This window comes from [Clostridium] citroniae WAL-17108, from assembly GCF_000233455.1.
GTDB lineage: Bacteria > Bacillota > Clostridia > Lachnospirales > Lachnospiraceae > Enterocloster > Enterocloster citroniae.
In genome coordinates, this window is sequence record NZ_JH376433.1 from 36,707 (window position 1) to 55,891 (window position 19,185).

The following is a 19,185-nucleotide window of genomic DNA, read 5'->3' on the forward strand; positions in this document are numbered from 1 at the left end:
GTTTATATAAAATAGTGGTAAACTACTAATAGTGAATAAGGACAGGACCTCCAGGGTTTTTACCCCAGAAGTCCTGTCCATAAAAAAGGATGACCGGAATGGATACGATCATTGTTCGTGGAAATAAGCCACTGATACTCATAGCCGTTCTGATGTTTGCGGCTGCCTTTATCTTTTTACCTATTATTATCTATTCTGACCTAAATGGAAATGAGACAGTTTTGTTTGGCTATATAATGGCCGCGGGTTTCTTTGCCGGCGGTTTGCTTTTACTGCTGTATTATAAGCTGCGCCGGTTTACTATAGACAAAAAAGAGTGCTGTTACCGAACTATGTTTGGCAGAACGCGCCGGTTTGAACTGCGGGATATCAAACTGGTTAAGGTCACGGTCAAATCTGACACAGTGATACGTCTGTATAATATGGACGGTCAGTGCCTGGCACGTCTGGAGGGCAGCATGAGGGGAAGCGCTGAACTGCTGAAATTCTTTGAGATGAGAGGAATCCCCATTACACTGCAGGATGTATCCATCCGTGAGGGAAAGGTGACTGTAAAACAGGACCAGGGCGAAGTGACTGAAAGGATTTGGGCAAAACACCCGCGTTTTTATCAATCACCGTTATGGATCAGGCGTGTAAGGCTGATGTTGAAACTGATGAATATCGCCGGAGTTGTGCTTGCGGTGGCGGCATGGCAGTTATTTGATATAAGACAGGAAGGTCTGGTATACATATTCTGTCCCCTTGCCTTTTATATTACATATCTTTTATTTTACCGGATCATTGTATTTGAGGTTCCGAAGACGGCCACAAAACATTGGAAGGAGACACATATCAATTTCCCCTTTGCAGCCTTGACCTGCGTCACGCTTTTTGCAATCTATGACGCACGCGGCATTAACCTGCGGGGAGGAAGGGCGTATTTATTCATACCGGCGGCAGCCCTGATCCTTATGATCCCGGTTTTATTGATCGCCCGCCCTGCCCGTTCGCGCAAAACAGTGTTGGGGATATGCCTCCTTTTGCTAATGTACGGCTATATCAGTATGCCCTATGTCAACTGGGTCTTTTGTACCGGACAGCCGGAATATGAACCAGGAGTCGTGGTGGATAAGGCGCATTGACAGGCCGCATTGACAGGACTGTCAGACATAAAACGGTCTATGCAAAAGGCCGGGATATACAGGCGGATTTATGATCCCCTTGTGTATCCCGGCCTTTGTTTGTCCATGGAGCGGGCAGCTCAAACGCTTTTACCAGTGCCGCGGGACCTTTGGACCAGTCTTACAGTGAACCGGCCGTGAGTTGATTTAGAATAAAGTCCAGATCCTTTGCAGACTGTTCCATCAGGTCATAGGTGTAGTCATGGAGACACCAGTCCAGAATGGTTCCGCGGCCGATCCGAAGCAAAAAATCCGTGATCTCTTCAGAATCCATGGAAATGCTGCCGCAGCCGGAGCCCGTGGCCTGGGCGGGCGGGGTGATAAGTCCCTCATCCACAGCCTGCCTCACAAATCCCAGGACCGCCTGATAGTAGGAACGGCTTTTTTTGGTAATATAATTGTCCCTGATGGAAAGCTGGGAGATATAAAGCTCTTTGGCAAATTGCGCCCCGTTGTCAAATATGTACTGATTCAGGCTCAGCACAATGTGGCGGATGGCCTTGACCGGGTCCTTTTCATGGTATGAGTTTAAAAATTCGCTCAGGCCCTCATCATAGGATGCAAAGCCCTGGGCGATCAGATCCTCCTTGGACGAGTAATGGTGGTAAAATGCTCCGGTGGAAACGCCGTATTGCGCCGTCCGCCCAGGAGAACCGGTTTGATCCGTCTCTTATCCATCGTGAGATGACCAGGGAGGAAATCCGGCAGTATACAAACGATTTTATAAAAGGCGCTGTCATCGCCAAGCGGGCAGGATTTGACGGCGTGGAGATCCATGCGGTCCACGAGGGATACCTGTTGGACCAGTTCGCCATCGCTCTCTATAACCATCGGGAGGATGAGTACGGCGGAAGCCTGGAGAACCGTCTGCGCTTTGCCACGGATATTGTCCGCGGGATCAAGCATGCCTGCGGTCAGGATTTCCCCGTGTCCCTGCGTTTCAGTTTAAAGAGCTGCATGAAGGGGCTGCGTCAGGGAGCCCTTCCGGGTGAAGCCTATGATGAGGCCGGGCGGGATATAGATGAGGGGATCCAGGCGGCAAAGCTCCTGGTATCCGCCGGTTACGATGCTCTGAATGTAGATGCCGGAACTTATGATTCCTGGTACTGGAACCATCCGCCCATGTATTTTGAGGAGGAAGGAATGTACCGGCCATTTGGTGAGATCCTGAAAAAAGAGGTGGATGTACCCATCATCCTGGCGGGCCGGATGGAGAACCCGGATATTGCCGTGGAGGCATTGGGAAAATCCTGCGATATCGTGGAATACGGCCGCCAGCTTCTGGCCGACCCGGATTACCCGGAGAAGCTGCGCAGAGGCCGTCTGGACGAGGTACGGCCCTGCCTGGGATGCCATGAAGGATGTCTGGGAAGAATTTCCAAGGCTCCTATGTCCTGCGCGGTGAATCCCGCCTGCGGGCGTGAGATGATTTATGGGATCACCCCCGGGGCCAGAAAGAAAACCGTCCTGATCGTGGGCGGAGGCGTGGCTGGCTGTGAGTGCGCCCGGGTAGCCGCCGCAAGAGGGCACAAAGTGATCCTGTGTGAAAAGTCCGGCTGTCTGGGCGGCAACCTGATCCCCGGCGGCATGCCGGAATTTAAGCGCTATGACCATCAGCTGGTGCGCTGGTATGAACGGCAGCTGGAGCTGGCCGGCGCAGAGGTGCGTCTGGGACAGGAGATGAATGCCGGGGAAGTGGAGCGGTTTCCGGCAGATGTGGTGGTCATCGCAACCGGGTCCGTTCCCATACGGCTTTGCCGGGAAGAACTGTCCGCGGCCGTGACGGCGGATGAGGTGCTGATGGGCCGTGTGGTCCCGGGAGAACATGTGGTCATGATCGGCGGCGGCCTGGTAGGATGCGAGACAGGACTGTGGCTTGCAAAGCAGGGGAAAAAGGTGACCGTGGTGGAGATGCTTCCGGAGATTCTGGGCGGACCCAAGGCCCTGCCGTTTATGAACTATTCCATGCTCCTGGATCTTCTGAAGTATCATGGGGTAAAGATTTTAAAGAACGCCCGGGTTACCTCCATCCATGACCGTATTGCGTCAGTAGAGCAGGAGGGTGGAATAACACAGCTGGAAGCAGACACAGTGATCTCAGCCGTGGGATACCGGTCCGAGAACCGGCTGTATGAGGCAGTGAAGAACATGGACCGGGAACTTTACAATGTGGGGGATTCCAGCCGGGTTCACAATATCATGTACGCCATATGGGATGCATATGAAGTGGCAAGGAATATATAAAAGGGGAAAACAGGAATGAAAAAACAGTATGAGCATTTGATCATAAAAGGTATACGCTGGGTGGATTCCCTGCCGGATCATGAAGGTTCTGTGGGAGGGAAAGGATTTCCCATTCTGATGAACGGGGAACTGGTGCCGGAGGCCAATGCCTGGGTGTGCCCAACCGTATTCCAGATCACCGGGCGCCAGTCGGAGATCGTGGCTTCGGGCACAGGCGCAAAGGCCAACCCGCATATCCATGAAGGGGATGAGATGTATCTGATCCTGGGAGAAAAGGGGGCTGTGGAATTCTGCATTACGCTGGGGGACGACACCTATTACCTGGAATCACCCAGTGCGGTCTATATCCCGGCGGGGCTTCCACATTCCATCCGTCCCACACGTTTTACCGAGGGGACCTACGGGGGATCCTGTCAGATCTACCTTTCCAGGGATTACGTGACAAAGCCGGTACCCGAGCATCCGATGCGGATTGAGAATACGGAACATCTGATCGTAGGCGACATCCAGTGGGTGAAGAGTCTTCCGGACCACGAAGGTTCCGTGGGGGACAAAGGCTTTCCAATCCTGATGAACGGAGATCTGGTGCCGGAGGCCAATGCCTGGGTATGCCCAACCCTGTTTCTGGCAACCGAGCGCCAGGTGAAGATCGTGGAAGCCGGTACAGGGCCGAAGGCCAATCCGCATACCCACGAAGGGGATGAGATGTATCTGATCCTGGGGGATGAGGATGTTGTGGAATTCCAGATCACACTGGGAAATGATACCTATGATCTCACATCCCCCTGTGCAGTGTACATCCCGGCCGGTCTGCCCCATTCCATACGCGCCACAAAGTTCACCCAGGGGCGGTACGGAGGTTCCTGCCAGATCTATCTGGATAAAAATTATGTGACCAGACCGGTTTAAAAGTAAGGGATTCCAGAAACTGATAATTGAACGGAAGAGAGAGGGTCTGCTGTACCAGATTGGTGCGGCGGATCCTTTTTTGGGGATAGAGGGGGAGGCAAGATGGTGTCTAAGCGACCAGACAGGATTGTGAACAGAAGAATGAAGTAATGAGATGAAATGAGCTGATTGACATTTCCATGCGCTAATATTAGAATGAGAAAAGCTGGTTATGCGTCTATACGCATTAGGCAAATAGGGCATACACGACAAATTGAATTTATTGAAGGGATAATAATGAGAATCGAAACAGAGCGGCTTAATATTATTGCACTTACCCCAGAGCAGCTTGAGCTATGGACGCATAGCATTGGAGAACTTGAAAAGGAATTGCTATGCTCATACAAGGCGGAGCCAATGGAGGGCTTATTTCGTGAGATTGTATGCGGACAAGCAGAAAAAGCTAAAAAGGATCCGGACAATTACCTATGGCACACTTTTTGGTTTATTACTAAAAAGACGGATCATTGTGTAGTTGGATCGGTTGATTTTAAGGACGTTCCTAACAGTGACGGAGAAGTTGAAATAGGCTATGGCTTAGGGCGTGAATTTGAGCATAACGGTTATATGACAGAAACGGTTCAGGCGTTTTGTAATTGGGCTTTGCAGCAGGACAAAGTCAAGCACATTATTGCTGAAACAGATGTTGACGGCGCTTTATCGCAAAGAATTCTAACAAGATGCGGTTTCAAAGAATATGCCAGAAATGATACTGTATGGTGGCGGTTATAAATCCCGGTTTGCAGGCTTTGGAAAGGGTTATTAACATGCTCTGCAATCTGAGAAATAACTTGAGCGGGCCATCTGACCATGGTATAATAAAAGCATTAGCTAAAGCTAACTGAAATGGTTTTATGCTTATGGAAAGGGTGGTCATATCTTGCCGACAACACAATATAAACTTTTTCAAGACCGATCCATTTACCGGGATATCTGTGCTCCTATGACACAGCAGTTTTGCGGGGGAATGAAGGATCAGATTATTTCACTGTCTCCGGATATGGGGGCAGGTTACTTTCGTTACATTTCCCCGTGTAAAAATGTAGAAATGTATGTGAGTGATGTAACCTTCCGCAAGAGGACTGTTTTAAAGGAACAGACAAACAGGGAGTCTTTTTCCATCTCTTTTTGTATTTCTGATATTCTGGAATGGGGAAAGCCGGGCACACAGGGATCTGCCTTATTGGAAAGAGGTGATTGCTGTGTATATGAGAATGGCAGATATGAGGTGGAGAATTATTATGAAGCAGGACTGCGGTATATTGGAATTGGTCTGAACCTGCACCCGGACCGATTCGGAGTGGTGACGGATCATTTGCTGGAAAAGAAGGCGGCCGTATCTCCTGAAATGCCTGCACATAAACTTCCCAAATACAAAATGACCAAAACAGTGGAGGCACTCCTGCACCAGATCCTTTGCTGCAATTATATTGACAGGCTGAGATTCCTGTATCTGGAAGGAAAAATACTGGAACTCGTTGCTGCATTTGCCAATGAAGTAATCCTGGAGCAGGATTTACTTACGGTCCAAAAACAAATGTCCATATCAGACCTCGCCGCCCTGGCCAGAATCAGGAAAATAATTGATGAAACATATGCGGAGCCGATGACTATTGCAGAACTTGCAAAGATGAGTTTTATGAGCGAGTCAAAGCTGCGGAAATGTTTTCAACAGCAATATGGCATGACCATTTATCAGTATGTGTTAGAGTGCAGAATGGAGAAAGCACGGGAACTGCTTGCCGATGGGAATGATCAGGTAAAGGAGGTCGCCAGCCTGGTTGGATACAGTAATATCAGCCATTTCAGCGAAGCGTTCCAAAAGAAATTCGGCCGAACCCCCAGCATGTACATGAAATCATTCAAACATTAATTGAATGATATTTGGCGTTTTGGGGTATAAAAAAAACAGATACGGGGGGATTTTCATCTTTTTATTTTTGTATAATAGTTAGTGCATACTAACCAAATATAATAGAAAAGAGGAAATGATCTTGACGGAAAAAAAGCAAAACTGGCTGTCAGGCATATTTGGATTTATCGGAGAATATAAGGGGGCTATGATCGGTTCTGTCACTCTTGCGGTCCTGAGCGTGGCATGCGGCCTGATCCCCTATTTTGCCGTGTCCCGTATCATCATCCTGTTCTTGCAAAACGAGGCTGAGATGGGGCGTATTGCAGGGATGGCGGCAATCGCATTAGGGGGATATGCCCTGCACAGGCTGCTGTTCAGTACAGCTACGGTGTTATCCCATCAAACTGCGTTTGCGGTTTTAAAGAACATCCGAAGTGCCATTGCCGAAAAGCTGATTTGTATGCCCATGGGTACGGTCATGGGCAGATCCTCCGGACAGTACAAGGACATCCTGGTGGACGAAGTGGAACGGGTGGAGTTTCCCATTGCCCATATGCTGCCGGAATTTACATCCAACCTGCTGATCCCCGTTGCTGTATTGATCTATATGCTGACACTGGACCCGCGTCTGGCTCTTTGTTCCGTTACAACTGTGGTGCTGGGTCTGCTGTGCTTTAAACGGATGATGAGCAATTACGAAGTCCGCTTTTCCAAGTACATGGAGGCTTGCGAGACGCTTAATTCCACTGTCATTGAATATGTGAACGGCATTGAGGTGATCAAAGCGTTCGGCCAATCCACTTCCTCTTACGAGAAATATGCCGATGCGGTGAACGGTTACAGGGACTATACACTGGAATGGTATAAGCGCTCCTGGATGTTCAGTTCCGCGGCCTATTCCATCATGCCTTCCGTTCTGCTGACTGTCCTGCCCGCAGGTGCCGTATTCTACAGAAATGGGACGCTGGAACTGCCTGTGTATATCGTTTGTATAATTCTGTCCCTGGGGCTTGTGCCGCCGCTGATCAAAGTGGTGGAGTTTCTGGACAACTTTGCGGTCATGGAGCAGACGGAAGCAATGGTACAGGGGCTTTTGTCCGCGGAGGAACTGTCCCGGCCTAAGAGGGCGGGACAGCCGGATGGATATTCCTTTGAATTTAAAAATGTGGGATTTGCCTACGATAAAGCACAGGTATTGCAGGATGTATCCTTCACTGCAAAGGAGGGGCAGATGACGGCGCTGGCAGGGCCTTCCGGCTCAGGCAAATCCACCATTGCCAAACTCATGGTACGCTTTTGGGATTCCGGCTCAGGCGAGATCCTGCTGGGAGGAACGAACATCCGGGATATCCCCCAGGATATTCTGATGGATCATATCAGTTACGTATCCCAGGATAACTATCTGTTCAACATTTCCATTTTGGAAAATATCCGCATCGGCAGGCCGGGAGCCACCGTTCAGGAAGTAAAAGAGGCTGCAAAAAAAGCCTGCTGTCATGAATTTATCGAAAAACTGGAGCACGGCTATGATACCCTGGCCGGAGATGCAGGCGGCCAGCTTTCAGGAGGGGAACGTCAGCGGATCGCCATTGCAAGGGCAATCTTAAAAAATGCACCTGTAGTTATACTGGATGAGGCCACGGCTTTCACGGACCCGGAGAATGAAGATAAGATCCAATCCTCTATCTCGTCATTGACCCGGGGAAAGACTTTGATCGTTATTGCCCACCGCCTGTCTACCATCGTAAACGCAGACCAGATCCTTGTGGTGGACAGCGGCCGGATCGAGGCGTCTGGAACCCATAAAAAATTGATGGAAGAATGCCCGCTGTATCAGCGCTTGTGGAGGTCACACATGGATTCTATGCGCTGGGGTATGGGCAGCAGGAAGGAGGAGTATGATCCGGATCATAAAGCGTCTTTTAAAACTGGCAGGTAGGGATGCCTTTAAGATCAAGCTGGGATTCCTGTTTGGATTTCTGGAATCGATATTCAGCGCCCTTCCTCTCATTGCAGTATTTTTGGTCCTCCAGGAGACCGACCGGGCGGGACAGGGCAGTGATATGATACAACTGTCGGTCATAGGGCAATGTCTGTTCCTTCTCATCACAGGTGTGGCCGGGCGGACGGAGTTCCGCTATCTCTTGTCCCGGTACCAAAGCGGTACCGGTTATGAGATTTTCGCCAAACAGCGTCTTCTCATCGGGGATATGCTGAAGCGGGTGCCTATGGGGTATTTTAATGATAATCATTTAGGGGAGATCACCTCTGCTGTCACAACGGATATGACCTTTGTGGAAATGTACTCCATGCATCTGCTGGATAAGGTGGTAAACGGATATATCGCTGTTGTGCTGTATAGTCTGGTCATGCTGCGCTTTGACTGGCGCATTGGGCTGATTTTCATCCTGGCCATTCTTATTTCAGCCTTCCTGTACCGGTATTTGCAGAAACGGGGGAAGGAGCTGGCCCCAAAACGCCAGGCTGCCCAGGCCGGACTGGTATCGGCCGTGCTGGAGTACATACAGGGGATGGCGGTGGTCAAAGCCTTTCACATGACCCGGACCAGTTCCAAGCGGGTACATGAAGCCTTTGAGGAAAGCCGTCTGGCAAATTTCAAAATGGAAAAGACACTGATCCCCATAGTGGCTGCCTATGATTTTATGTTTAAGATTGCAAGCTGTATGATCCTGGTGGCCGCTTCGTATTTCGCCCTTGGCGGCAGTATGACCTATCCCGTCATGTTCCTGCTTTTGATCGCCTCTTTTACAATTTTCTCTTCCATCGAAAATATGGGAAGCGTGACGGTCCAGGTCCGCATGATGGATGCGTCTCTGGACCGTATCGAGGCCATCAAGGATGTGGCTGTCATTGATGAGGATGGAAGAGATGTGGATCTGGATCGTTATGACATTGAACTGAACCACGCCTCATTTTCCTATGGACAGCGGGAGGTGATCCATGACGTCAGCTTTACGATCCCCCAAGGGACCATGACCGCCATTGTAGGGCCTTCCGGTAGCGGGAAGACAACCCTGTGCAATCTAATTGCCCGTTTTTGGGATGTGCAGAAGGGTGAGGTGCTGGTAGGCGGTGTCAATGTGAAGGAAATGACCTGTGACAGCCTGCTTTGCAACATCAGCATGGTCTTTCAGAAGGTTTATCTCTTTAACGATACCATCTATAATAATATCCGGTTTGGCAGGCAGGACGCTTCCTGTGAACAGGTGGAGGAAGCGGCAAAGCGTGCCTGCTGCCATGGCTTTATCACAAAGCTTCCACAGGGCTATGACACCGTGATCGGAGAGGGAGGTTCCAGCCTTTCAGGAGGAGAAAAGCAGCGTATTTCAATTGCCCGCGCTATTCTAAAGGATGCGCCAATTGTGATTCTGGATGAAGCCACAGCCAGCATTGACCCGGAGAATGAGCGGGATATCCAGCTGGCCATCGAGGAGCTGACCCAGGGGAAAACCAGGATCGTGATCGCCCACCGTCTTGCAACAATCCGGAATGCCGGCCAGATCCTGGTTGTTGACGGCGGAAGGATCGTTCAGCAGGGCTCCCATGACGAGTTAATAACAAAGCCAGGAATCTATCGGCATTTTTGGACCATCCGGCAGAAGTCGTCCGGGTGGACATTATAACAGGGGATCTTCAGGAGGATTTTACTATGAAACAGGATCAGAAAGAAGCGCTTCATATTCCTGCTGGGGCATGGGGCGGTAGAACACATAACCCTGGATGTAATCGCAGCCGATCCCTTTTAAAAATTCAACCTGTTCCATGGATTCGATCCCTTCGGCAACGGTCCGGATATTAAATTTTTTCACCAGTGATACAATGCTTTCAACCAGCGCAAGATCACGGCTTTGATCCGGACCTTCCTCAAAAAAGAAACTATCGATCTTCAGCACATCGATGGGCAGGTTTTTCAAAAGTCCCAGGGAGGAATAACCCTTTCCAAAGTCATCAATGGAGCAGGAGAAGCCGGCGTCCTTGAGACGCTTGACGGTTTGCAGGAGCAGGGCGGAGTTGTCAAAGACCATGGATTCCGTGAATTCAATTTCCAGAAGCTGGGGCGGGATGGAATACTTGTCACGGATGCTTATGTATTTATCAACAAAATGCTGGTCATAAAATTGAAGACGTGACACGTTCACGGATACAGGAAGTGCCTGTATTCCTGAATCCAGCAGGCTTCGGAGCCATCGGCATACATTCTCGTACACATACTGGTCCAGTCTGTCGATCATATATTTTCTCTCAAACACAGGAATAAAACGGTCCGGTGCAATGATGATTCCGGACTGGGACTGCCAGCGGACCAGAGCCTCGGAGCAGCCGATCTTACCGGTTGCAAGGTCCACCTTTGGCTGGTAGTAGACAGTAAATTCCCGGTTTTCAATGGCGGTCAGCATCCTGTTTTCAATATCCTTTTCTTCCCAAAGATGGCTGCGAATGCTTTCATCATAATAAGCGTAATTCTGATTGGCGCCGGTTTTGACTGTTTTTCTTGCAAAGTTGGCCCGGTCTAACAGCCCATCGATATTCAGCGTCTCAACAACATCTTCCACACAGCATATGCCGCAGCTGGTGGGCAGCAGCTGGCCGTCATGAAGCGTGCTCATGTATTGAAGGATCTCCAAATCTGCCTCTGACTGGCGCTTTCCAATCTCACTTTTATCTTTATAATGGAGAAGGAGCACAAAGTTGTCCGCCGATACGCGGCCGCATAATTCATGTTCACGCAGTCCTTTTTGCAGGATTGCTCCGTACTCGGACAGCAGGAGATCTCCGTAATCATATCCAAACACATCATTAATATATTTGAAGTCTGAAAAATCCGTATAGACAATGGCAAACTTGTCCGGCAGACTGTCCAGGAGCAGCTGCGCCTTTTCCTTGAAGGCGTTCATCAAATAGACACCGGTAAGGGCATCCCGCTGGGTCAGATCACTGAGTTTTTTGTTCTGGACCTCAAGTCTCAGCAGATTCTTGGAGTTTGCCCAAAAGATAAAGATCCAGGTAAGGGACATGATCCCGATCATTACAAGACATACGCTTAACAGGAACCGCATTTGCCGTGCCGAATACGCATCCGCGGAAAAGACCGTGCGGTTGGCCTGCTCAAAAAAATCCTCGCTTAGAGCAAGGAGCTTTGTGCTGTCGCCGGACCCGCTGCGGTAGGCGGCGATCTCGGCCTTGATCTGAGTCCACATCAGCTCCAGCTTTGCCAGATCCATCTGATAGGCAGGATCACCGGGGGCCGGAAGGCCGTATACTGCCTCCCCGCCCTGCAGTTCCGAAAGGATGCCGTCCAGATATTCGATCATCTCATCACTGGGCTGATCGGAGATCTCCAGTTTGATGAGCCGCTGGCTGGCACCGCGGACAATACCCACATAATTAATAAGCCGTCCGTTGGTCTGGGATTGGAGCAGAGTGTGGATCGTAACCCCGCTGAAGAGAAAGAGTAATAAGAATAAAGAGATAAGCCCGCCTTTGAAAAATCGCTTCATAAAAATTGCCTTCTGCAGCCAAAGCTGTCTTTCTGATTTGATATGTTCATTTCATGATCAGGTCTTGTTTTTCAGGCATGTTCATTATTAATAAGTATAACATACTGTTCACAGGGGGTCCAGCATCTCTTTTGCAAGAGGGTGAGATTAGCAGGCCGGTTCGTTTAGCGGCAGCGGTATTATTTAGAAAATACTTAAAAACTTGTAAGAAAATGGCAATCAAATATTTCGATTTTGTGATGCAACTTTGATACATTTCCATGCTATCATGATACAGAACGTACATACAATAAAAGATACATGCAACAAACATACATGGCGTGAAGGACGCCGAAGGGGAGGAAGGAAGATGGAACACAGGATCACAAGATGGCGGACCACGCTGTTCAGTATTGCATTATGCAGTATGCTGGCCGGCTGCGGACATGAGGAAGGGATACAGCAGCCGGAGAATACGGATACAAGTGCAGAACAACAGCAGGAGATTAATATAAATACACAGCAGGAGGACCGGCAGCAGGACCCATGGCAGCAGGACCAGCCGGAAGGCAGTCCGTTAAATGGAGGGACAGCGGCTGGTGGAACAGATAGCGGTGACGGCAGGCCGATTCCGGACCAGACGTTTGAACTGGACCTGGCTCCTCTCGGCCGGGTGACTTTTGTTTCCTATGGGCCGGATGTGGACCGGGATCCCCAGTCGGACGTTGTGTTTCAAATACAAAAGGACGGCCGTGTCACCCAGACCCTGGAGGGCATGTATGGGGATAATATCCGTGCAGAGGAGTCCTTCAACCGTGTGGAGGCCGTCTCATTTCCCGATTACAACAATGACGGTTATGATGATATAATTACCATATGCAGCTATACACCCGCGTCCGGGGCGGAGATGGGAACCGGGTATTCAGAGGCAAGGATCTACAGCGGAAATGCACAGGGCTCATTTACCCTGCAGAGAGGGGTGACGGATGCTGCCAATTCTGCTGTTGCAGAGAAAACGGTCAGATCCATCCTGGGGTTCATGGGAGTGGGCCGCGGTAATGCACAGACAGATGCACAGCCGAACGCCCAGGCAGATGCACAGCCAGACACCCAGTCAGATACCCGGGCAACGTCCGGTTGGAAGCAGGCGTATATTGACCATCTGCAGCAGCTGGATGATAACGGGTGGGATGGTTACAGTCTGATCTATATAGATGATGACACGATACCGGAGCTGGTGAAAGTGGGGTGCTGTGAAGCCATGGGCTGCAGCATTGTCAGCTATGGGGATGATGGTATAAATGAAACATCTCTGAACAGGCTGTATTTTTCTTATATTGAAAGAGGCGGACTTTTGTGTAATTCAGAGGGAAACATGGATTACTATTATGACCTGGTCTACCGTATGGAGAAGGGCCGCCTGACCCAGATCGCCTCCGGTTACCGCGGTGCCCTGGATACGCCAAGGGAGTTTGATGCAAATGGGAATCTGGTGTATGTGTATGAATGGGAGGGAGTACGGATGGGGGAAAAGGAGTATGAACAGGCCCTGGATCAGGTTTATGACGGGGACAAGGCCAGACGGGGATATGAAAGGGATATGCTGATGACCAGGGAAGAGGCGATACGGTCCATAGAAACACATGCGCAGTAAGGATGGATGAGACTGTCTTTGACCGTATGATGTTCAGGGCCGGATCAGCCGCCTATTCCAACACCTCAAATCCAGTATATACCATTCTTGCTTCATTGGTATCAACATCGGTCAACTTTTTGTAGAACCGGTATTTCCCAGGGGGCAGAGGTCCGTAGTGATATCCAAGGGGTTCCTCTGATCTGGCCCATTATATGGGGTATTCAAAAGCCAGTATCAGCTATGCGGTCAGGATACTGGCCCAAAAGGGCTGTATAGAGCTGGACGGTGATCATATTGAACTGACCGAGGAAGGAAAAAAACTCTCGGAGGATGTGCTGGAAAAGAATCAGTTCTTTACAGACATGCTGATCCGATGCGGGGTAGCATAAGAAGGAGGCCGGCCGGCAGAAGGATTGCCCGGACAGCCCCTTTTTTGTAAAGAAATGTTTGCATGGAAGTAATTCTTATGGTAAAATTCGTATAACACACTTATGGACAGAGTCGGAGTATTATCTCTTACATACAGTGAGAATCGCCGAAGGGAGGGAGTCGATGTCGTCTGAGGTTTATTTTGGATGGGGATTGCTGCCTCCTATTTGTATGTTTTTTATCTATGGCCGTACCTCCCTTTATGCAATGACGGCTCTGGGATATCCTCAGGAATCCACGGCCGGTAATTGGCTGAAGGCGGCCCTTCCCGGTGCGCTTTTGTATACCTTTTGGTGTGTTTTTAATCTCAATCTTCTGATGCTTTACATCATCGCGTATTTCTGTCATGTCCTGCGGTGGCTTCACACCCAGGATAGCCGTGAAAAGGAACTTTTCTCCGTCAACCTGCTTCATATCATGACCATATCCATTCATATGACTGTTATTGCATTCTGCGCCCTGGCCGGGGGAGTGTCCATGAGCGCCCTGCTGGCCCAGCCCTTCTGGCGGCTTTTCATCACATACACAGTGATCGCTGTCCGCATTGGGGCTGATCTGTTAATCCCATGGCAGAAAGAGGCCCTGCAGGTGATCCGCTCACAGTCGGAAAGTGCGGAAAAAGGCCCGTTTATGCTGTTTCTCTGGTTCTGCAGCATTTTTTTGGTCCTGGACAGTCTTTTATGTACGAGCACAGAGGAGTGGGTCATGCTCCCGGTCCTTCTCATAACCGGCATTGCATTAAAACAATTTTTTATCCTGCGGTGCCTGCTGCATCTTTATTCCATCATGAAAGTCAGGCATCTGGAAGAGCAGTATCTGACCCTGGAACAGGAGCTGGCGCGTCAGACCCGGCAGGCGGCTGATCTTCAGAACAGACGTGATACGGATATCCTGACCGGCGTATTCTCCCGTCAATATCTCATGGAACAGCTGGAACAACTGCTTCAAGCGGAAGCTGCCTTTTCACTTGTGTTTCTGGATCTGGACCGGCTGAAACAACTAAATGATAAAAAGGGACACAAGGCCGGAGATGAGTATCTTATACAGTTTGCCCGCTCTTTTCGGGCGCAGCTGCGTGAGAATGACGTGTTTGCCAGGGTGGGCGGGGATGAATTTGTTGCCCTGCTGCCCGGGTGCTCCGAGGAAGATGCCCGGGACAAGCTGTATCAGATCCGGAGCCTGTTATCCGGAAGGGAGTGCTGCGGCCATAACCTGTCATTCAGTTTTGGGGTGGCGGGTACATCCGGCAGAGCCGGTGAGGATATGTCCCAACTGCTTCGCCGTGCGGATCTGGCCATGTACCATGACAAAGAGCAGCGAAGAGGATAGGAGGTAGGATGTTGGCAGATGATTATATAATACTGATTCCGGTCTTATCGGCCCTGGCCTATTTCTATTTTAACTGGCGGTATTTTGTTTTTTTGCAGCGTCAGAAGGAGATGCCGCATATCCGTAAGGGTTTTGTATTAATATGTTACATGATCAACTATCTGTTTTTTGTGTTCTGCAGTGCGATGGAATATGTTTTGATCGTAAATTGGTCCGTATTTGCCATGATCCTGTTTTTTGAAACAGAATGGTACACACATAAGGACAGGCGGTGTTCTCTGTTTGGCACCCTGACCGGAATCATAATTGGTTTGGCCATCAATATCTTGTTCCGGTCTGTTATTTCTATTATCATGAACCAGCCGCTGCGGGATTTTGACAACCATATTTACCACGAAGGCAACCTGAAGGGCATCCCCATTATTGTTGGCTTCGTGTTTGCCGGTATAGTGTTTCAGGTTCTCAGCATGCCGGTATTTATAAAAAGGCTTAAGCTGATCCTACGCTATCCCCAGCATCATTCATTTATGCTGGAGTTGATGACAGGGCTTTTCTTTTACCTGTTTCTGAACCTGATCCTTTACTCGGCGCCGTCCAATGACTGGGTACTGAAGGGCTTCAGCATAAAGTCCTGCCTGTTTAGTATGGTGGGGTACTGTGTAGCGGTCTGGTACACGTGGAGGATCTGCTTACTGTCCGACTATCAGGAGAAAAGCTGGGATGTGAAGCAGAAGCTGGAGGCATGGGAGAAAATAGAACCGCAGCTGCGCCATCAGGCATTCCATGACCCGCTGACAGGTTTGTATAACCGGCAGCAGGCGGATGAGACCATATCATCCATGATGGATCAGGGGTTGGGATTTGTCCTCTGTTTTGCGGATCTGGATGGTTTGAAGCGGATGAACGATACATACAGCCATGAGGAAGGGGACCGCTATATCCGGGCTGTGACTCAGCAGCTTCGCCATGCCTGCCGGAAGGAGCAGGATCTGCTGTTCCGTTATGGCGGTGATGAGTTTATGGTACTTTATACAGGAATTTCGGCGGAAGAAGCAGCGGACCGGATGGAGGGTGTCAACATCAGGCTTGGGGAGATGGCGGCGGCAGGAGAGTTCGGATGCCCGGTCTCCATCAGCTATGGGGTGGAGGACAGCAGGCAGTTTGCAGCAGCGGAAGAAATGGTCGCAGCAGCGGACAGGAAAATGTACCGGCAGAAGAGGTTAAAACAGGGCAGATCCGGTGAACAGATCAGATAGACGGACAAGGAGGCAAAGAAACAATGGGGCTGTTGTTAATGGGACATGATCCCAAATTCCAGCGATTGACCAATGAAATATTTACCCGTCAGCTCAGGGCGGATACCCGCCTTCAGGAGGAACTGGACGGGCGGGCAAGACAGAAAATGTACCAGGATGTGCAGTACAATGTGGATTTCCTTTATACTGCCCTGGAACTGGAAGACGAAGGGATATTTGAGCGGTATGCCAGATGGCTCTTCCAGCTGCTCATCCCCCTTATGTCTTATTGTACCAGGGAACGGGTCAGGGATATCATGGTGGACCATTATGAGCTGATCCGAAGCTGCATGGAGCCGGTTACAGATGATAAACAGACAAAGCTTCACAGGCTTCTTGACTGTGCGGTCCGCGCTACCGTGGAGGAATGTGCCTGCGGCAGCCAACAGCAGGAGGTATCCGAATCATATGAACAGGAGATTGCCCGGTATTTAGACTGTATGCTGCAGGCGGACACCAAAGGGGCTATGGCCCTTATTACGGAATATGCAAAAACCGGCATTCCCCTCAGCGATATCTGCGTGGATATCGTGGCGGAGGCAATGCGAAGGGTAGGGGACCTGTGGCACAGCCACCAGATCTCTGTGGATATGGAACACTACTGTACCTCCATCACCCAAATGTCCCTTTCCCAGCTTTATCCCCTGATCTTTAATCAGCAGCGGAAGGGAAAAAAGGTGCTGGTGGCATGTGTGGGCAGCGAACTCCACGAAATAGGCGCCCGCATGGTGGCTGACATGTTTGAATACAGCGGATGGGACAGCATTTATCTGGGAGCCGCGGTCCCTGTTGAGGCGGTTGAGAACGCGGTAAGGGAACATGCCCCGGCACTGGTGGCATTATCCGTGACCATGCCCCAGCATCTGCCGCTGTGCAGGGACGCTGTGCAGCGGCTGCGGACCACATGTCCCCAGGTTAGGATAGCGGTAGGGGGACATGCCTTTGAAGAGACGGAGATATGGAAGAACTGGGATGTGGATATTTACACAAAGGATGCAAAAGAACTTGTGGCATGGGCGGATAATAAAATATGATCGTATATATTGCGTTATGTGACAAATGCGGAATTGTAAAACGTGTGATCCGCAGTGTCCCCATTGGCATTATAAATGAGGGAAAGGATGTAAGGCATCTGTTTGAAGATGGAGAAAAACTGGACGCCCTGCTTTGCGGGCAGTCAGGCTGTGAGGATTCCCTGCGCCTTCCTATAAAGGCAGAGGGGAACCCTCTGGTTTATGTTACGGTCAGAAGCATTGATTCCCAATTGCTTTTTTTGGCCTATGATGTGGATGGCTCCCATCTGTCCCGTTTTGTGGAACTGGTCCTGTCAGCTTTGGAAACTGTCCGGGAAACCACTGGACAGGAGGACTATGGAGCGGGTTACTACGAGATCCAGAAGCTGAACAGCCAGCTGATCAATTACCAGAGGACACAGGCTAAAACCAATGCCCAGCTTCAGAGACTGCTGGATGAGACATGGAAGGCAAAGGGCATGATCGAGATGCTGGAGCGGGACACACTCACCGGCTTATATACGGAAAAAGCTTTTTGTGACCGGGCGGCCGCCGCACTCCATGCTCATCCGCAGCAGGAGTATGATATCATTGCAGTGGATATTGAACAGTTTAAAATCGTCAATGATGTCTTTGGCACGGTGGCGGGGGATCAGCTTCTTATGGACCTGTCCGCGACCCTTACAGGCGTTCAGACAGATGAAATGAAACTTATGACAAGGGCCAGGGCGGACACCTTCTTTATGATGCTTGTAAGGGAGGAGGACTATGGGAGTCTGGACAGGAGTATCTGCTCCTTTTTGGAAAATTACCCCCTGCCCATGCGTCTGCAGATCAAGATTGGGATTTACCGTATTGAAGAAAGGGAACTTGCCATTGAACGGATGTGCGACCGCGCACTCTTAGCTGCCGCCAGCATCAAGGGGAATTATGACCGCAGGATGATACAGTTTAATGATGAAATGCATGGGAAGATGATAATGGAGCAGAAGATCGTCAATGCCATGGTGGAGTCCCTTGAAAAGGAGGAGTTCATGGTCTGCCTGCAGCCAAAGGTGGAGATCGATACAGGAAAGATCATTGGGGCTGAGGCATTGGTCCGCTGGAACCATCCCAAACTGGGTATCATTCCCCCGGACGATTTTATTCCTGCGTTTGAACGGAACGGTTTCATCTATACCATGGACCTGTATGTATGGGAAAAGGCATGCTGCATGATGCATGGGTGGAGGATGGAGGGCCTTACTGAGATACCGGTTTCCGTAAATGTGTCCAGGACAGATCTGTATCACGAGGATCTTCCGGACCGGCTGGCCCAGTTGACTAAAAAATATGGCTTATCCCCCGGAGAGCTGCACCTGGAGATCACAGAATCCGTCTATGTGAGGGACGCGGCACAGATGCTTATGGCGATCAAGAGGCTGAAAAAGGCAGGCTTCGTGATTGAGATGGATGACTTTGGAAGCGGCTATTCTTCCCTTAACATCCTTTATGAACTGCCCATTGATGTGATGAAGATGGATATGAGGTTTTTAGGCAGGGCTGACCATGAAGCGCGCAGGCAGACCGTCATGGGTCTGGTGATCAATCTGGCAAAGGAGCTGAACCTGCAGATCATCGCTGAGGGGGTTGAAACAGAGGAACAGGCCATGCTGCTTAAAAGCCTGGGGTGCGGGCTGGCCCAGGGATATCTGTATGGCCGTCCGGTTCCTGAACCGGAGTTTATCAAGTGTCTGCCCGCAAAGGAGACAAACAAGGAAACATGACGGGATATG

General features: G+C 50.1%; 15 protein-coding genes. 13 read left to right on the forward strand and 2 right to left on the reverse strand.

Going from position 1 to position 19,185, the window contains the following annotated elements; all coding sequences use genetic code 11:
* Window positions 1–98: 98 nt before the first annotated feature.
* Window positions 99–1,124 carry a hypothetical protein gene (locus tag HMPREF9469_RS28710; RefSeq protein ID WP_007870844.1) on the forward strand — a complete coding sequence of 342 codons (1,026 nt, stop codon included), beginning with the start codon at window positions 99–101 and terminating at the stop codon, window positions 1,122–1,124.
* 160 nt (window positions 1,125–1,284) lie between these two features.
* Here HMPREF9469_RS28710 and HMPREF9469_RS28715 read toward each other — a convergent pair whose 3' ends face one another.
* A complete protein-coding gene (locus tag HMPREF9469_RS28715) occupies window positions 1,285–1,647 on the reverse strand; it encodes a hypothetical protein (protein WP_007870846.1) in 363 nt (120 codons plus the stop codon).
* A gap of 125 nt (window positions 1,648–1,772) precedes the next feature.
* On the opposite strand from HMPREF9469_RS28715, the gene HMPREF9469_RS28720 reads away from it, so the two are divergent.
* From HMPREF9469_RS28720 to HMPREF9469_RS28745, 6 genes are all read left to right on the forward strand, one after another.
* Window positions 1,773–3,407 carry an oxidoreductase gene (locus HMPREF9469_RS28720; RefSeq protein WP_007870849.1) on the forward strand — a complete coding sequence of 545 codons (1,635 nt, stop codon included), beginning with the start codon at window positions 1,773–1,775 and terminating at the stop codon, window positions 3,405–3,407.
* Between the two features lie 15 nt (window positions 3,408–3,422).
* The gene (locus HMPREF9469_RS28725) at window positions 3,423–4,316 is read left to right on the forward strand and encodes a cupin domain-containing protein (RefSeq protein ID WP_007870852.1); all 894 of its coding nucleotides are present in this window, start codon (window positions 3,423–3,425) and stop codon (window positions 4,314–4,316) included.
* Between the two features lie 276 nt (window positions 4,317–4,592).
* Window positions 4,593–5,087 (forward strand): GNAT family N-acetyltransferase, encoded by a 495-nt coding sequence (locus HMPREF9469_RS28730; RefSeq protein ID WP_007870855.1) that lies wholly within the window; start codon window positions 4,593–4,595, stop codon window positions 5,085–5,087.
* A gap of 211 nt (window positions 5,088–5,298) precedes the next feature.
* Entirely contained in the window at window positions 5,299–6,228 is a 930-nt protein-coding gene (locus tag HMPREF9469_RS28735) for a helix-turn-helix domain-containing protein (RefSeq protein WP_007870859.1), read from the forward strand.
* A gap of 115 nt (window positions 6,229–6,343) precedes the next feature.
* Complete coding sequence (locus tag HMPREF9469_RS28740) at window positions 6,344–8,149, forward strand: ABC transporter ATP-binding protein (RefSeq protein ID WP_040417674.1); 1,806 nt, start codon at window positions 6,344–6,346, stop codon at window positions 8,147–8,149.
* Window positions 8,109–9,854, forward strand: a complete 1,746-nt coding sequence (locus HMPREF9469_RS28745) for an ABC transporter ATP-binding protein (RefSeq protein ID WP_007870863.1) — start codon at window positions 8,109–8,111, stop codon at window positions 9,852–9,854. The genes HMPREF9469_RS28740 and HMPREF9469_RS28745 overlap by 41 nt, the downstream gene beginning before the upstream one ends.
* Before the next feature lie 24 nt (window positions 9,855–9,878).
* Here the strand turns inward: HMPREF9469_RS28745 and HMPREF9469_RS28750 are convergent, their stop codons facing one another.
* Window positions 9,879–11,729, reverse strand: a complete 1,851-nt coding sequence (locus HMPREF9469_RS28750; RefSeq protein WP_007870864.1) for a putative bifunctional diguanylate cyclase/phosphodiesterase — start codon at window positions 11,727–11,729, stop codon at window positions 9,879–9,881.
* A 349-nt stretch (window positions 11,730–12,078) separates the two neighbouring features.
* Here HMPREF9469_RS28750 and HMPREF9469_RS28755 point away from each other — a divergent pair, with 349 nt between their 5' ends.
* The 6 genes from HMPREF9469_RS28755 to HMPREF9469_RS28780 all read left to right on the forward strand — a co-directional run bounded on the left by HMPREF9469_RS28755 (window position 12,079) and on the right by HMPREF9469_RS28780 (window position 19,176).
* On the forward strand, window positions 12,079–13,362 hold the full coding sequence (locus HMPREF9469_RS28755) for a hypothetical protein (protein WP_007870865.1): 1,284 nt from the start codon (window positions 12,079–12,081) through the stop codon (window positions 13,360–13,362).
* Between the two features lie 194 nt (window positions 13,363–13,556).
* Window positions 13,557–13,733, forward strand: coding sequence for a helix-turn-helix domain-containing protein (locus HMPREF9469_RS32230; RefSeq protein WP_157140358.1), 177 nt, complete (start codon window positions 13,557–13,559; stop codon window positions 13,731–13,733).
* A 163-nt stretch (window positions 13,734–13,896) separates the two neighbouring features.
* Entirely contained in the window at window positions 13,897–15,102 is a 1,206-nt protein-coding gene (locus tag HMPREF9469_RS28765; RefSeq protein ID WP_007870867.1) for a GGDEF domain-containing protein, read from the forward strand.
* A gap of 8 nt (window positions 15,103–15,110) precedes the next feature.
* Window positions 15,111–16,358 (forward strand): GGDEF domain-containing protein, encoded by a 1,248-nt coding sequence (locus HMPREF9469_RS28770; protein ID WP_007870870.1) that lies wholly within the window; start codon window positions 15,111–15,113, stop codon window positions 16,356–16,358.
* Window positions 16,359–16,381: 23 nt separating this feature from the next.
* The gene (locus HMPREF9469_RS28775; RefSeq protein ID WP_007870872.1) at window positions 16,382–17,431 is read left to right on the forward strand and encodes a cobalamin B12-binding domain-containing protein; all 1,050 of its coding nucleotides are present in this window, start codon (window positions 16,382–16,384) and stop codon (window positions 17,429–17,431) included.
* Window positions 17,428–19,176, forward strand: a complete 1,749-nt coding sequence (locus tag HMPREF9469_RS28780; RefSeq protein ID WP_007870873.1) for a putative bifunctional diguanylate cyclase/phosphodiesterase — start codon at window positions 17,428–17,430, stop codon at window positions 19,174–19,176. Before HMPREF9469_RS28775 ends, HMPREF9469_RS28780 begins: the two co-directional genes overlap by 4 nt.
* Window positions 19,177–19,185 lie beyond the last annotated feature (9 nt).